Source organism: Qipengyuania sp. NPDC077410, from assembly GCF_044543405.1.
GTDB lineage: Bacteria > Pseudomonadota > Alphaproteobacteria > Sphingomonadales > Sphingomonadaceae > Qipengyuania > Qipengyuania pacifica.
In genome coordinates this window covers 39426-53050 of the sequence record NZ_JBITWB010000001.1, presented here as the reverse complement: position 1 = coordinate 53050, position 13625 = coordinate 39426, and the positions used below count along the sequence as shown (strand labels likewise).

At 60.1% G+C, this 13625-nt stretch carries 15 protein-coding genes; 6 read left to right on the top strand and 9 right to left on the bottom strand.

All coding sequences use genetic code 11. From position 1 onward, the window contains the following. Positions 1-70: 70 nt before the first annotated feature. The 6 genes from ACIGGE_RS00255 to ACIGGE_RS00230 form a co-directional block, all read right to left on the bottom strand. Positions 71-934 (bottom strand): CheR family methyltransferase, encoded by an 864-nt coding sequence (locus ACIGGE_RS00255; RefSeq protein WP_397489056.1) that lies wholly within the window; start codon positions 932-934, stop codon positions 71-73. Beyond that, on the bottom strand, positions 925-2019 hold the full coding sequence (cheB, locus tag ACIGGE_RS00250; protein WP_397489055.1) for a chemotaxis-specific protein-glutamate methyltransferase CheB: 1095 nt from the start codon (positions 2017-2019) through the stop codon (positions 925-927). The genes ACIGGE_RS00255 and cheB overlap by 10 nt, the downstream gene beginning before the upstream one ends. Before the next feature lie 11 nt (positions 2020-2030). Beyond that, entirely contained in the window at positions 2031-2396 is a 366-nt protein-coding gene (locus ACIGGE_RS00245; RefSeq protein WP_103022429.1) for a response regulator, read from the bottom strand. A gap of 57 nt (positions 2397-2453) precedes the next feature. Then, positions 2454-2888, bottom strand: a complete 435-nt coding sequence (locus tag ACIGGE_RS00240) for a chemotaxis protein CheW (RefSeq protein ID WP_397489054.1) — start codon at positions 2886-2888, stop codon at positions 2454-2456. Further along, on the bottom strand, positions 2885-5272 hold the full coding sequence (locus ACIGGE_RS00235) for a chemotaxis protein CheA (RefSeq protein WP_397489053.1): 2388 nt from the start codon (positions 5270-5272) through the stop codon (positions 2885-2887). Before ACIGGE_RS00235 ends, ACIGGE_RS00240 begins: the two co-directional genes overlap by 4 nt. Positions 5273-5334: 62 nt before the next feature. Next, entirely contained in the window at positions 5335-6684 is a 1350-nt protein-coding gene (locus tag ACIGGE_RS00230) for an MATE family efflux transporter (RefSeq protein WP_397489052.1), read from the bottom strand. Positions 6685-6803: 119 nt separating this feature from the next. Here ACIGGE_RS00230 and ACIGGE_RS00225 point away from each other — a divergent pair, with 119 nt between their 5' ends. From ACIGGE_RS00225 to arsC, 3 genes are read left to right on the top strand one after another with little or no spacing between them, the layout of a single operon-like run. Beyond that, positions 6804-7571, top strand: a complete 768-nt coding sequence (locus ACIGGE_RS00225) for a class II aldolase/adducin family protein (RefSeq protein ID WP_196846818.1) — start codon at positions 6804-6806, stop codon at positions 7569-7571. Between the two features lie 22 nt (positions 7572-7593). Then, positions 7594-8139, top strand: coding sequence for a (2Fe-2S)-binding protein (locus ACIGGE_RS00220; protein ID WP_196846817.1), 546 nt, complete (start codon positions 7594-7596; stop codon positions 8137-8139). A gap of 22 nt (positions 8140-8161) precedes the next feature. Then, on the top strand, positions 8162-8506 hold the full coding sequence (gene arsC, locus ACIGGE_RS00215; RefSeq protein ID WP_301642260.1) for an arsenate reductase (glutaredoxin): 345 nt from the start codon (positions 8162-8164) through the stop codon (positions 8504-8506). On the opposite strand, the gene ACIGGE_RS00210 is transcribed toward arsC, so the two are convergent. Further along, the gene (locus ACIGGE_RS00210) at positions 8503-9867 is read right to left on the bottom strand and encodes an MFS transporter (protein WP_397489051.1); all 1365 of its coding nucleotides are present in this window, start codon (positions 9865-9867) and stop codon (positions 8503-8505) included. The genes arsC and ACIGGE_RS00210 overlap by 4 nt on opposite strands. 121 nt (positions 9868-9988) lie before the next feature. Here ACIGGE_RS00210 and ACIGGE_RS00205 point away from each other — a divergent pair, with 121 nt between their 5' ends. After that, positions 9989-10597 (top strand): methyltransferase domain-containing protein, encoded by a 609-nt coding sequence (locus tag ACIGGE_RS00205; protein WP_345725382.1) that lies wholly within the window; start codon positions 9989-9991, stop codon positions 10595-10597. Here ACIGGE_RS00205 and ACIGGE_RS00200 read toward each other — a convergent pair. Further along, entirely contained in the window at positions 10594-11418 is an 825-nt protein-coding gene (locus ACIGGE_RS00200; protein WP_397489050.1) for a glycerophosphoryl diester phosphodiesterase membrane domain-containing protein, read from the bottom strand. The genes ACIGGE_RS00205 and ACIGGE_RS00200 overlap by 4 nt on opposite strands. A gap of 58 nt (positions 11419-11476) precedes the next feature. On the opposite strand from ACIGGE_RS00200, the gene lipB reads away from it, so the two are divergent. Further along, positions 11477-12148, top strand: a complete 672-nt coding sequence (gene lipB / locus ACIGGE_RS00195; protein WP_222828334.1) for a lipoyl(octanoyl) transferase LipB — start codon at positions 11477-11479, stop codon at positions 12146-12148. Continuing rightward, positions 12145-12468, top strand: a complete 324-nt coding sequence (locus ACIGGE_RS00190) for a hypothetical protein (protein ID WP_397489049.1) — start codon at positions 12145-12147, stop codon at positions 12466-12468. The genes lipB and ACIGGE_RS00190 overlap by 4 nt, the downstream gene beginning before the upstream one ends. A gap of 22 nt (positions 12469-12490) precedes the next feature. On the opposite strand, the gene ACIGGE_RS00185 is transcribed toward ACIGGE_RS00190, so the two are convergent. Next, the gene (locus tag ACIGGE_RS00185) at positions 12491-13603 is read right to left on the bottom strand and encodes an alkene reductase (protein WP_221597970.1); all 1113 of its coding nucleotides are present in this window, start codon (positions 13601-13603) and stop codon (positions 12491-12493) included. Between the last annotated feature and the right edge of the window lie 22 nt (positions 13604-13625).

The following is a 13625-nucleotide window of genomic DNA, read 5'->3' as shown; positions in this document are numbered from 1 at the left end:
AGGGGCTAGAGTGCATTCGCTAAGGAACGGTAAAACAAGACTTAAGGCTAACCGTTGTCCCGCCGGTGCCTCATCGCATGGCTGCCCGAAGACTTGGCTGCGCCATCGACAGATCGACCTGAACGGGCCGGTATAGGGACGAACCACAATTGGCCGGCCTGAAGCGTTCGGTCTGGCCGACAACCGTTTCGCCGGCCCCAAGCATCAGCCAGCCATCGCTTGCGATACCAGTGGCCACGCGGTCAAACGCAGCGGACCGTGTCGCAGGATCGAAGTACAGCAATACGTTGCGGCACATGACCAGATCGAACCGGCCAGGCGATGGCGGATAGTCGAGGATATTGTGCTGCTGGAAACGCGTCATCGAACGGATCTTGTCGGACGCCTGCCATTGGCCTCCGCAATCCGCGAAGAAGTTCAGCATCTGCGCCACGCTGATGCCGCGTTGAATTTCGAATTGAGTGTAAAGGCCGCTGCGAGCAGTCTCGACGGCCTTCCCCGAAACGTCGGTACCAAGGATTTCTATCGTCCAGTTTTTCCAACGGGGCGACTGTTCGGCAAATATCATCGCGAGGCTGAGCGCCTCCTGCCCGGTCGAGCAACCGGCCGACCAAATCGATAGTCGCTTCGACTCGGCCCGGCTACGCGCCAGATCAGGCAGGACATGATTGGAAAGCTGCGAGAAATAGGCCTGATCGCGGAAAAAATAGGTCTCGTTGTTCAAAAGCGATTCGACGACCTTTGTCGCCAGACGCTGTTCGCCAGGTCGTTCGAGCATGCAGGCGAGCTGGTCCACATTCTCGATACCCAGTTCGCGGAAGAGGCCGGACAAGGCGCTCGACACGCGCCAGCGACGGCCTTCCGTCAGTTGCTGACCGGTGCGCTGGGTAAGAAGTTCACCGATGATGCGGTGCGAAGCATCATTTATTTCCACGCTCCGGCTCCTGCGTTGTCCACGAGCGCATCGGCCAGTTCCGCAGGCGGCAGGACGGCCGTCGCAAGTCCCAGCTCCGTTACCGCTCGCGGCATTCCCCAGACAGCGCAGGTTTCCGCATCCTGGGCATACATCGAGCCGCCTGCGTTTACGATCGACTGCGCGCCATCTGATCCATCGCGGCCCATTCCCGAAAGAAGCACGCCGGCGACTTTGCCATCGAACGATTCGGCAATGGTTTCGAACATGGGATCGACCGAGGGCATGCAGCCACTCTTGACTGGATGATAGGCGAGCCCGAGTACGTGTCGCCCGGCGGATTTGCGTACGACCATATGGCCGTGACCCGGAGCGATATAAATCTTGCCGCGCAGTATTTCGACGCCCTCGTCGGCCAGGATCGCTTCTCGACCTGCGGCCATTTCCATCTGCTTGGCGAAGACCGGAATAAAACTCGACGGAAGATGCTGAGTGATCAGGATCGGGAGATCGAAATTCTTCGGCACGTTGCGCAGGAACAGGTTCAGGGCATGAATGCCGCCGGTCGACGCGCCTATGGCGACGACCTGGGGCGATTTGGTTGCGCGAGTGGAGAGAGGCTTGCTTGCAGCCGTGGCTGCCTCTGCTGGCCTGATCCCTTTCAGCGCGCGTATCTTGCCAAGCAGGCTCGCCTTGTAATCATCGTCGAAGCCGCCGGGGCGCGGCTTGAGCATCGTGTCGGCTGCGCCAAGCGAAAGCGCCTTGATGGTCGCTTCGGCTCCATCAGCGGTGAGGGAAGATATTACGAGCACCTTGGTATCGGGTGCCGCTTCCATAATCTTGGGGAGTGCCTCGATACCCCCCATGCCCGGCATTTCGAGATCGAGGAGCATGACATGCGGGCTGGTTGCGGCCAGCTCTGCAATGCCGCTTTCCGCTGTGCTGGCGGTCCCCACGACAATCATGTCGTCTGCCAGCTTGATCATGCGAGAAAATACGGTGCGCACGGTCAGCGAATCGTCGACGATCATGACCCGCACAGTGTCGGCGGCAGGCCGGGAAGATGGATCCGCCATTACGTGATCGGAGTGGAGAAGCACGCCCATGTCACGCTACCTCAGGCCATGCCGACAAGCTGGAGCTTGATCTGCAGAGTCTCATGATCAAACGGCTTCATGACATATTCGTCGGCGCCAGCACTGATGGCTTCCCGAATATGAGCGACGTCGTTCTCGGTAGTGCAGAAAACCACCTTGGGCTTGTCGCCGCCTTCGCGCACGCGCAGCTGCGTGATGAACTCGATGCCTGTCATGACCGGCATGTTCCAGTCCAGCAGAACCACATCGGGCATCGCTTCGGTGCAGCGATCGAGCCCTTCCTGTCCGTTCTCCGCTTCCTCGACCTGGAACCCAAGCGTTTCGAGAATGTGTCTCGATACCTTGCGGATTACGCGCGAGTCATCGACGATAAGGCAGGTTTTCATTTCAAATGACCTCTGGTGCTTTCACGCGATTCGTACCTTCGGGAGGTAACTATTCGCTTAAGCTGCCTGTGCGACCCGCCCCTTCACGAGCACTTCCACATCGATAAGCACGGCCGGGCCTCCATCGGTTTCGACCATGCCGCGCGCTGCGGTCTGCCACCCCGGGCCGAAGCCGCCAGGGACATCGACTGGTTCGCTGCGCGCTTCGCCGACATCATAGGCCTCGTCCACCAGCAGCGCATAAAGGTGCCCTTCGACATCGACGACTGCGGCGCGCCGTCCGGTAATGTCGCCGCAGCTTTCGAAGCCCAGCGCTGCCGAGCAGTCGATCACAGTCAGAGCCTGGCTGCGCAGGGCCGTAAGCCCGAGAATAAACGACGGCACCCCGGGGATCGGGGTGATCTCTTCGATTTCGATGACGGATTGCACGCGGATGGCAGGGATCGCTGCGCGATGCCCGCCGATGATGCACATCAACAAAAGTTCGCTCATGCTCTGGTCCCCGTGCGAGCTTGTTTAAGCGCGGCCAGCAGAGCATCGCGATCGTAGCGATAAATGCTGCCGAGGTCATTTTCGCCAACCTCGGGCTCTGGTCGCAAATGGATCACGCGGCGTGCCGGTCCGAACACTTCTGCAGTATTTTCCGCCAGACGGATCGCCACGTCCGTTTCCTCGCTCTCGTCGGTCGAGATGCGATAACCGGCTGCTTCGACCAGGGGTTCGAGAATGGTGCGTACCCATTCGCTGTCGGTCGGAAGGCGGCAAGACAGCGGCTGGCAACCACGGTCGGTGGGCCGATGAACGGAAAAGAGGGCGTGCCCATCGATAACGGGAACCAGCCCGTTATCGATAAGGGTCGTTCCTTCGATCAGCGGCTCGTCGTTCGAGGGAACGATCTCGCCATTAATGTTCGCTGCGTCCAGCACTTCGCGCACGATATAGGCGATTTCGCATTCACCGTCCGACAAGCGCAGCAAACGGCATTTGTCCTCTGGTAGCGCGCCAAATTCATGCCCGACCAGCGTAAAGATCGAGCCGTCGATGACGGCCTGTGCGCGCACGCCTTCGATATCAATGGCATCTCGCGAGACTGTGTCTATTCGCCGTACAAGTTCCAGGCGCACGGCGCGCCGCCGCCCGTCAAGGCCAAGGAAGAGCATGACGGGGAGCGTTTTGCGCTGCTCGACCTGATCCTGCTCGGCAACTCGCGCCGTGCTTCGCATCTCGTTCACAAGGCGATGCGTCTGGGCGATATTCGGCAGGTCGAGAAGCATCATCGGCCGTCCATCGTCTAGCAGGGTCGTGCCGGCGTAGAGACCGGTTTCCATGATGGCCGGTGCGATGGGCTTAACCACCACGTCTTCGTGATCGTAAACCCTGTCGACGGCGAGGGCGAAGACGTCATCGGTGGCAAGCCGAATGAGGACGAGAGTGGTGTTCTTCCACTCGACCTCGTCGTTAGCCTCGGTGCCAAGAATATGGCCAAGCGACAGACACGGCACGCGTTTGCCGCGGAAGGTCACCAAACGACGGTCTCCTGCATCGGCGAAATCGACATGGTCGCTCGATCCAAAAACGATTTCCTCAATGTAACTGCGTGGGATGGCATAGCGCTGACCGCCACTGGCGACGGTCAGGGCGGCAATAATGCTGAGGGTGAGGGGCAGCCTCAAAAAGAAGCTCGTCCCTTCGTCCGGCTTGCTCGACACGGCGATCGAGCCGCCTACGCGCTCGATATTCGCTCGCACGACATCCATGCCCACGCCGCGGCCCGACACGGAACTGACCTGTTCGGCTGTGGAGAGGCCCGGTTCAAAGATCAGATAATGTCGACGGCGCTCGGACATTTCGTCGACTTCGGACTGGCTGTAGATTCCTGCCGCGACGGCCTTGGCCGCAAGGCGGTCTGTATCGATACCGCGACCGTCATCGGTGATGACGATCGTTATCTGATTACCTGCCTGGCGCGCGGCAAATTTCAGCAGACCGATTTCCCGCTTGCCGGTTTTCAGGCGTTCGCCCGGCCCTTCCAGTCCGTGATCGATTGCGTTGCGGATAATGTGCGTCAATGGATCGCGCACCATTTCCACCATCTCGCGGTCGAGTTCGACCTCGCCACCTTCGAAATCCACCATGACTTGCTTGCCGAGTTCGGTCGACAGATCCCGCACCAGTCGCGGGAAGGTGGTGAAGAGGTGCTCCAGTCGCTGCATGCGCATTCGAGTGATCGATGCTCGAACATCGGTCAGGATGGCGCTGAGGCGATCGAACGGTCCATCGATGCCAGGCTGTTCGCCCGCTTCGCGCAACCGACGGGCGAGGTCGTTTCTTGCCAGGACCATGTCGGAAACGCCCTTCATCACCTCGTCGAGCAATTCGGTCGAAAGGCGGATCGAACGCTGGACGGATGTGCGCGCAGTCTTGGGTGTGGACGGATCGTCGCTGATCTCGGTGGTCAGGTGATCCGTTTTTGCTGAGGCAAGATCACCCACCATGTCGATGGTTTCCCTAGGCTGCAGTGCGTTGATCAGCGCATCGTCGCCGCCTTCGGGAAACTCTTCGCCGGCCCCGATCGCATCGGTCATCTCGCTGATGCGATCGATGATGGCGAGGACTGCCGAAACGAGCGTGCTGTCCGGTTCGCGGCGCTCGGCACGACATTCGGCCAAGGCATCCTCGGCAGCGTGGCTGAGCTTTTCCAGGCGAGGAAAATCGAAGAAGCCGCAATTGCCCTTCACGGTGTGAACGAAACGAAAAATTGTATCGAGCCGCGTCCGATCCGTGGGATCGGCTTCCCATGCGACGATCTCGCCGCCGCTCGCTTCCAGCATCTCGCGGGTTTCTGCTACGAAATCCGCCAGCAGGTCATCCATCATGTAACGCCCCTCGTACGATCAGGAGAGGCTATGGACGACGATGGTTAACGTTTGGTTTGACGCTACCTGACCTTTTCGGGTCCGGCGCGAAGAATGCGCCAAACGATGAAGGCGGCCAGTGCGCCGCCTGCGAGATTGGCAATCAGTTCGGCGGCATAGATGGCATCGGAACCATAGCTCGCTCTCAACAGCCAGCCGAAAGGCAGCATTACGAGAAAGACGCGTGCCGCGCTCTGCGCGAGGGCGAAACCTGCCTTGTCGACTGCATTGAGTGCACCGTTGGCTACTATGAGCAAGCCGAAGCCAGCGTAGCCCCAAACCGACATTACGAGATAGCGATCGAATTCCTCGATGACGGCTGGATTGTCGGTAAAGAAATCGGCGAACCAATTACCGGTTAGAAACAGAACGATGGCCGTTGCCAGCCCGTATACGACGCAAAAGAGGCCCGACCACCACATGGCTCTTCGCGCGCGGTCAGGTCGGTTCGCGCCCCAGTTCTGCCCAACGATTGCGCCAATCGAGCCAGAGAGTGCCAGTAGCGGCACGACAGCGAAGCTTTGTAGACGACCGGCCGCGCCGAACCCCGCAACTGCGGCTTCACCCTGACTTGCAAGCAAGGCGGTGAGTACGGACAGGCCGACTGGGTTGATGGCGTTGGAGAAGGCAGCGGGGCCCGCGACTGACAAGATCGCCTTGCTCGAAGCGCGCATATCACATTCGCGGATCGTTCCTGGATGGATCTGAAGCTGAGCGCCCTTGATCAACCACAGAGCCACCAGGATGGCGATGAAGAAGCCGATGATGGTGGCATAGGCTGCGCCAGCCACGCCGAAGCCTTCAAAACCGAATGCGCCAGTAATCAGGATCGGGTCGAGTATCCAGTTGGCGACCGAGTAGGTCAGCGAAACGTAACTCGTTTTCCTTGCTTCACCCTGTCCGCGAAGGACACCGTTGAGGCCCATCTGGAGAAGAAGGACAGGGAGGCCAAGGGCGTAGGGGCGCATATAGTCCCCGATCAGTGGCAACAGCGCGTCGGATGCCTGCATCAATCGGAATAGCGGATCGAGCAATACATACAGCACCAGCCCCAGGACGACGCCGGTAGCGAGTGCAAAGATCGCTCCGAAGTTCGCCCGTCGCTCCGCGCGCGCGACATCGCCTTCGCCGAGCGCCCGGGCAATGACCGAGTTGATTCCGACCATTACGCCGACGCCAAGACTGGAGAGCGCAATGGTTATAGGAAAGATAAAGCTGACGGCTGCAAGTTCGCGCGCGCCCAGCTTGCCGATGAAATAAGCATCGATGAGCCCGACCGACATGATGGCGGCAACGCCGAATATCATCGGCAAGGTCTGTCCCACGAGATGGCCGCGAATACTCCCGCGGGTGAGTTTGGCCGTCTCGCTCATCGGTCGGGGCGTTAGCGGGGTGCGCCAGGCTTGCCTAGCGCGAAGTCGGCTCGCTTGCGCAAAGGTGCGGCGCCATGCGATACAGGTCCCGAAACAAAACCTCTTATGGAGAGAGCGCCATGGCAACCCAGATGAAGACACGCGATTTCGAATGCAGCGATGCGGAATGGCAGGCGCGTCAGGACCTTGCGGCCTGCTATCGCATCTTCGACCATCTCGGCTGGGGCGAGAGCATCTACAATCACATTTCGGTTGCCGTGCCTGGCGAAGAAGACGTGTTTCTGATCAACCCGTTCGGCCTGCTGTATGACGAAGTGACGGCTTCGAACCTCGTCAAGATCGACGTGGAAGGAAACAACGTCGGCCAGTCGCAATATATGGTCAACAAGGCCGGCTTCACGCAGCACGCCTATTTCCATAAACATCTGGGCCGCCGCGCAGACGCGATCTGCCACGTGCACACTACAGCGACCATGGCGGTCTGCAGCCATAAAGACGGACTGGTTCCGACGAATTTCTATGCCTGCAACTTTCAGAACCAGATCGGTTATCACGATTTCGAAGGTGTCACGGTGCGCGCAGAGGAAGGCGAGCGACTTGTCGAAAACCTCGGCGATCATTCGATCTTGATGCTGCGCAATCATGGCCCGGTAGTCATGGACAAGACCATTCCAGGTATGTTCGTGAAAATGTGGGCATTGCAGCGGGCCTGCGAAATTCAGGTGGCTACGCTCAGCCAGGGCGAGGCGAACATCATCTCGCAGGACGTGGTCGATGTTCATCAACGCGACCTTTCGGTCATGGCATCGCAGGGCGGTGCTGGCGTGTTCGATTTCGAAGCGTGGAAACGCCGCGTGTCGAAGATCGACGATAGCTGGAAATATTGACTTCCTGAGCTAAGCCCGTTTCATGACCAGCATGACAGTCAATGGGAAACCGGTGCGTTTCCTACTGGAACCGGATACCCCGCTCCTATGGGCGTTGCGTGATGCGGCAAACCTGACCGGCACCAAATATGGGTGCGGTGAGGGTGATTGCGGTGCCTGCATGGTACACGTCGATGGCGAAGCGCTGCGTTCCTGCCTGATCACCATCGCCGAAGCCGAAGGTCGCTTCATCACGACGATCGAAGGGCTCAGCCGCGACCGATCGCACCCTGTCCAGCAGGCTATGGTAGCAGAGCAGGCGATCCAATGTGGTTATTGCACGCCGGGGATAGTCATGGCGGCCAGCGCTCTGCTGGCAAAGAACGGTTCTCCGTCGGAGGCAGAGATAAAGGCTGCAATCCCCAACCTATGCCGTTGCGGGGTGTATCCGCGGTTAGTCCGGTCCATCCAGCGCGCGGGACGCGTCGCCAAGCGGCAAGAGATCATTAGCGCGGCGCCGGCGCCAGGGATAAGCGCGAGCGACGCAGCGCGCGAGATTCCGGCATTGTCGGACCCAAGCGAGAACTGAACAGAACCATGGAGATCGAGGCGTGAAAGCGACCATCTGGCATAATCCGAAGTGTGGCACATCGCGCAAGACGCTGGCCATTCTCGAAAACCTGTCTTCAGTCGATGTCGAAGTGGTGGAGTATCTCAAAAACCCGCCCAGCGCGGAAAAGCTCGCGCAGCTGTACCGGGATGCAGGGATCGCACCGAGAGACGGTTTGCGAATTCGCGGGACCGATGCCGAAGAACGCGGACTTCCCGATGCTTCGGACGAGAAAATCCTGGCGGCAATGGCGAACGATCCGATCCTGATCGAACGGCCACTGGTGGAAACGGAAAAGGGTGCGCGTCTGTGCCGTCCGCAGGATCTGGTACTCGAAATCCTCTAGCGGCGATCCTGTGTCAGCGTGCTGTCGGCCTGCAAAGCGGTCCAGCCGTAAACCAGTACGATGCTACAGAGCGCTACGATCAAACCAAAGCCGAGCCAGTCGGAATGGTTGTAGAGCCAGACCCCTAGAGCCGGCGCGTAGATGAAGCTCGCACCGGCGACCGACGCCGTAATGCCGCCCGCTCGACCCTGCTCCGCACGGGTCAGGGCCAAGGATGTTCCGGATGTGGTACCCGGGCGAAAAAGTCCGAAGCCCAAGGAAGCGATGGAGTAGCCGAGCGCGATCGTGTGCAGGTTCTGTCCCAGGGCGAGAACGATCGTGCCGACCGCGGCAATGGCGATGCCCGAAAGCGAAGCTGCCCGGGGGCCGAGATTAAGGCGCGGTATCAGACCCCATTGCGCAAGAAGCGTGGCGATTGCACCAGCCATGAGAACCAGACCTACAGGCCCCGCCCCCGCCATGGGATCGCTACGAAGTCCCAACCTGTCGAGAACCAGAAACCCTGCAATGCCCAAAACCATCGCCTGCGCATGTCCACCAAGAAGGCCACAGATGACCCAGGGGCGCAGCCGCGGCTCGAACCAGCGTAATTTGCCTGGTTCAGGCCCGTAATCCTCATCCTCGTCGTCATCGCGGGTTTCCTCTGCAACTTCGGATGTAGGGCTGCCGGAATAGGGCGATTCATACGCGCTACCGCGAGCGGCGAACTGGGGTTCGTCGTTCGGAAGGCGCAGCCTCAGTGCGATCAGGGTGACCGCCCCGATCAGGGCAAAAACGAGAAACGGCCCAGCAAGGCCAAGCACCGGCATGACCATCAGGGGCGCAAGCGCCGGCCCGATCACCGTTCCAAGGCCGAAGCTGGAGGCGATAAGGGAAAGCGCCTGCGTGCGTTCCGACCTTGGCGTACGGCTAGCCACATAGGCCTGGACTGCAGGCGGCGCAGCACTGCCGAAACCGCCGTACAAACTGCGCGCTGCGGCAAACAGCACGAGCGCCCAGAAGGCGGGGAGAATGCCGGCAAGGCCCAGCCACAGCATCAGCCCGCACAGCAGGAAGCTGGCAATGAAGCCCGATATGCCGAGCGCCATCATCGCCTTGCGTCCCCTTCTGTCCGAACGTTCCGCCCAGATCGGAGCGCAGACCACCCAAAGCAGCGCCGACCAACTGTAAGCCAGGCTGATCCACACATCGTCCACGCCGAGCGAGGTGCCGATCGAAGGCATGACGGATTGCATGGCGGTATTGCCCGCGGCGGTCGTCAGCATGACCATGAATAGCAGCGCCATGCGCGAACGCGGGATAGCGTGCGAACGCGACGCTGGAGGCGCGGTCCTGGTTTTCACGGGGTCAAAGTCGGCCATGGTACCGGCGGTACGCCGCCGTCAGCGACCTTGCAATGGGTTGGACAGGCTGGCACAGGCGGGGTTCGATGAAACAGTCACAGGGTACGCAATTTTGACCGGACATCACGGTGCTGGTGCCATCGCACGGCCGAGTTTGCGCAAGCGGGCTTCGCGGCTTTTCGGGCAGTGGGGCGTATTTTTTCGCGGGTTCGTCGAAGAACCGCGGATGGTGGGTTCAATTATCCCATCCTCGCGCTTTACGATCAACAAGATGCTGGCGCCGGTGGATTGGCAACGTTGCGAGGTGTTCGTCGAATACGGCCCCGGTGTCGGAACGTTCTGCCAGCCTGTGCTCGACCGGCTTCGGCGCGATGGTTCGCTGATCGTCATCGACACCAACCCGCTCTATATCGACTATCTGAAGAAGCATTTCCGCGACAGCCGGTTTCATGCCGTACATGGCTCTGCTGCCGATGTAATCGACATCGTGAAGGCGCATGGTCATGACGGCGCGGATTACGTCCTGTCCGGCTTGCCTTTTTCGACGCTCCCCGACGGCGTAGGGCCCGCTATAGCCGAAGCGACGCACGAAGTCCTGCGTCCAGGCGGCGCATTCCTGGTTTACCAGTTCTCGGCCAAGGCACGCGATTTCATGGCGAAACACTTTCGCAGGATCGACCGCGGTTTCGAGCTTTGGAACGTGCTCCCCTGCCAACTCTTCTGGGGCTGGAAAGACGCTAAGGACTAGTCTTCCGCGCCCGCCGGACCATGGCTGGCAAATCTCGATAGCTGGGTGTGCACCGCCGCCATGACGCAAACCATGGCGATGATCATTGCCGCGTTTACAATGCCCGAAACTACGGCGTCGCCGAACAGTGCCGCCTGCTCGCCCGCAAATGCGAAGGCCAGCCCCAGTACGAGCGAAATGACCGCGGAGAGAACGATGAACGCGACCAGTAGCAGCAGATAGAAGAAAAACAGGCGAACGCTGTTGCCGCGTGTCAGCGCCCAAGATCGCCTCAGCACCTTGACCGGGTTCAATTCCCCTTCGATTGCAATGATCGGTGCCGCTAGCGACAGTTTGACCACGACGTAACAGATCACGACAAAGCCGATTATGCCGCCCAGCGCCGCGAGCGCAGAGACGCCCGTCACCGCCCCGATACCAACGAGCAATGCGGCTATGAGGGCGATAAGGGCCGTCTGTAGAAGCTGCGCAGCAATATAACTGGGCACCGATCGCAAACCGGTGGAGAGCGCCTCTCCCACCGTCGGATTGGCGCGGCGTCGCACCAGCGCGAGCATCGAAAGAAGTCCGATCCCCTGAAGAATCGCGATGATCAGGAAGGCCCACCAGTAGGTTTTATAGAGGTCGGTGACAGCAGCCATCATGGCATCGACATTTCCGCTCGCCTGTGCCGTTTCGAGTTCGCCCATCCCGGGCAGCGCGATGGCAATCCCAGCATAGGGAATGAAGAAGAAGACCCCGGCTATGACTGCCAGAAGCCCGAGGTTCCGGGTCAACAGGCTGGTGGTGTCTTTCCAGGCGGTGTCGAGATCGAATTTCATGCAGCTTCCCTCTGTTTGCCCCTTGATAAGCGCTTCGTCAGTCGCCACGCAATCGCACATGTCGACCATAGCCCCCGAAAACGTCGAATGGCGGAGCGAGATAGCGCCTGTAGGCTATCGTGAAGCGCTAGACCAAATGACTGTACGCAACCGCGCCATTGCCGAAGGGGAGGCGCGGGAAATGGTGTGGCTGTTAGAGCATCCCCCCGTTTATACGGCAGGAACAAGCGCGACCGGTTCCGAACTGCTCGATCCCAGATTTGAAGTTGTCGAAGCGGGCCGCGGGGGGCGCTACACCTATCACGGGCCCGGTCAGCGGGTTGGGTATGTCATGCTTGACCTGAAGGAACGCGGGCGTGACGTGCGCTGCTTCGTTCATGCGGTTGAAGGATGGGTCATCGACACGCTCGCCGACATCGGTGTCGAAAGCTGGCGCAGTGAAGGGCGGATCGGCATCTGGACGCGTGACATTGATGGGCGCGAGGCCAAGATCGGTGCCATCGGCGTGCGTGTCCGCCGATGGGTCACCATGCACGGCTTTTCCGTCAATCTCGCCCCGGACCTGTCGCATTTCACGGGGATCGTCCCGTGCGGCATTGAGGAGTTTGGTGTGACCAGTCTGCAGCGGCTTGGAATCGATCTTGCACCCGCAGCCTTCGATGAGGCATTGCGGGCGCGCTTCGCGGATTTTCTCGGAGCGCTCGATGGAAAGGCCTGTGCGCAGCCATGAATTATCGTTCGACACTTTGTCTCGTCGCAGGTGCGATCTTGCTGTCCGCCTGCGGCGACGATGCCCCACCTGAGGAAACCGAGGCGGAAGCCGGACGAGGTGCGAAAGGGGAAGTACTCGGCGGAACGATCAGCGACGCTATGATCCCGCTCGATCAGCTGCGTTCTCAATCGCCGCCCATGCCGGAAACTCCGTCACGCTCAAGTGGAGAGACAGCGGCTGAAGCCAGCGAGTTTACAGAACCGGGTGTCGATCCGGAAACGGATGCCGCATCGGCGTCGATCGAACCGGATGAGGCTGCCGAGCCGGCCGAGGATTGAGATCCCCGACCGGCAACGGAGATCATTCTGCGGCGGTCTGCTCCGCTTCGCTCAACGCCGGATAATCGACATATCCTTCAGGCCCGCGACCATACCAGCTATGCGGTACGTTCACATTGGGGCTGATTTCCGCCCCGATCCGGAAGCGGGTCGGTAAGTCGGGGTTCGAAATGAAGTCCCGGCCCCAGCTTACCGCATCGGCACGTCCGGCATCGATATCGGCAGTCGCTTCCTCGGGCGAATAGTCGCTGTTGAGGATAAGCGCGCCGGAATAGATTTTGCGAATGAGCGGGCTCTGCTTTGGCACGTCGGTGCTACCAAAGGTGCCGTCTGGACCCGGCTCGCGAAGTTCCAGGAACGCGAGGCCGAGCTCTTCCACGACCTTGGCAGCCGCACCGAAAGTCGTCGCGGGATCGCTGTCGTCGCAGCCTTGCGTTTCGCCATTGGGCGACAGACGGACGCCGACGCGATCGGCACCCCACACATCGACAAGGGCGGTCAGCACTTCGCGCAGGAATCGAGTGCGGTTTTCGGCACTGCCGCCGTATTCATCGGTCCGCAGATTGGTGCTGTCCCGCAGGAACTGGTCGACGAGATAGCCATTCGCTCCGTGCAGTTGCACTCCATCGAACCCGGCCTTTTTGGCGTTTTCTGCGGCGTGGCGATAATCTTCCACGATACGCGCGATGTCTTCCTTCGTGGCTTCGCGCGCCTGTTCGTAATCTTTACGTCCTTCGAAAGTATGCGCGTGGCCGGGCGCTTTGGTTGCGCTGGCGGAAACTGGCGGATTCCCGCCGAGGAACAGGGGGTGCACCAGTCGGCCCATGTGCCACATTTGCAGGACGATCAGACCGCCTTCTTCATGAACGGCACTAGTGACCTGCTTCCAGCCTTCAACCTGCTCATCGCTCCAGATACCAGGCGCAGCGGGCCAGCCAAGGCCTTCGACGCTGATACCAGTAGCCTCGGTGATGATGAGCCCTGCGCCGGCACGTTGACGGTAATACGTTGTCATCATGTCGTTGGGGATGGATCCGGGCTGGGTCGATCGACCGCGGGTCAGCGGGGCCATGAATATGCGATTAGCGGCTTCGAGCGAGCCCATGGTGAGTGGTTGAAACAGACTTTCGTGCATGCGGGGCAAATCCTTTTTGCTG

Excerpts from the sequence above, each read along its gene's own strand:
- cheB (WP_397489055.1), bottom strand. The coding sequence starts at position 2,019 with ATGGGCGTGCTTCTCCACTCCGATCACGTAATGGCGGATCCATCTTCC.
- ACIGGE_RS00245 (WP_103022429.1), bottom strand. The coding sequence starts at position 2,396 with ATGAAAACCTGCCTTATCGTCGATGACTCGCGCGTAATCCGCAAGGTA.
- ACIGGE_RS00240 (WP_397489054.1), bottom strand. The coding sequence starts at position 2,888 with ATGAGCGAACTTTTGTTGATGTGCATCATCGGCGGGCATCGCGCAGCG.
- ACIGGE_RS00235 (WP_397489053.1), bottom strand. The coding sequence starts at position 5,272 with ATGATGGATGACCTGCTGGCGGATTTCGTAGCAGAAACCCGCGAGATG.
- ACIGGE_RS00230 (WP_397489052.1), bottom strand. The coding sequence starts at position 6,684 with ATGAGCGAGACGGCCAAACTCACCCGCGGGAGTATTCGCGGCCATCTC.
- ACIGGE_RS00225 (WP_196846818.1), top strand. The coding sequence starts at position 6,804 with ATGGCAACCCAGATGAAGACACGCGATTTCGAATGCAGCGATGCGGAA.
- ACIGGE_RS00220 (WP_196846817.1), top strand. The coding sequence starts at position 7,594 with ATGACCAGCATGACAGTCAATGGGAAACCGGTGCGTTTCCTACTGGAA.
- ACIGGE_RS00210 (WP_397489051.1), bottom strand. The coding sequence starts at position 9,867 with ATGGCCGACTTTGACCCCGTGAAAACCAGGACCGCGCCTCCAGCGTCG.
- ACIGGE_RS00200 (WP_397489050.1), bottom strand. The coding sequence starts at position 11,418 with ATGAAATTCGATCTCGACACCGCCTGGAAAGACACCACCAGCCTGTTG.
- lipB (WP_222828334.1), top strand. The coding sequence starts at position 11,477 with ATGTCGACCATAGCCCCCGAAAACGTCGAATGGCGGAGCGAGATAGCG.
- ACIGGE_RS00190 (WP_397489049.1), top strand. The coding sequence starts at position 12,145 with ATGAATTATCGTTCGACACTTTGTCTCGTCGCAGGTGCGATCTTGCTG.
- ACIGGE_RS00185 (WP_221597970.1), bottom strand. The coding sequence starts at position 13,603 with ATGCACGAAAGTCTGTTTCAACCACTCACCATGGGCTCGCTCGAAGCC.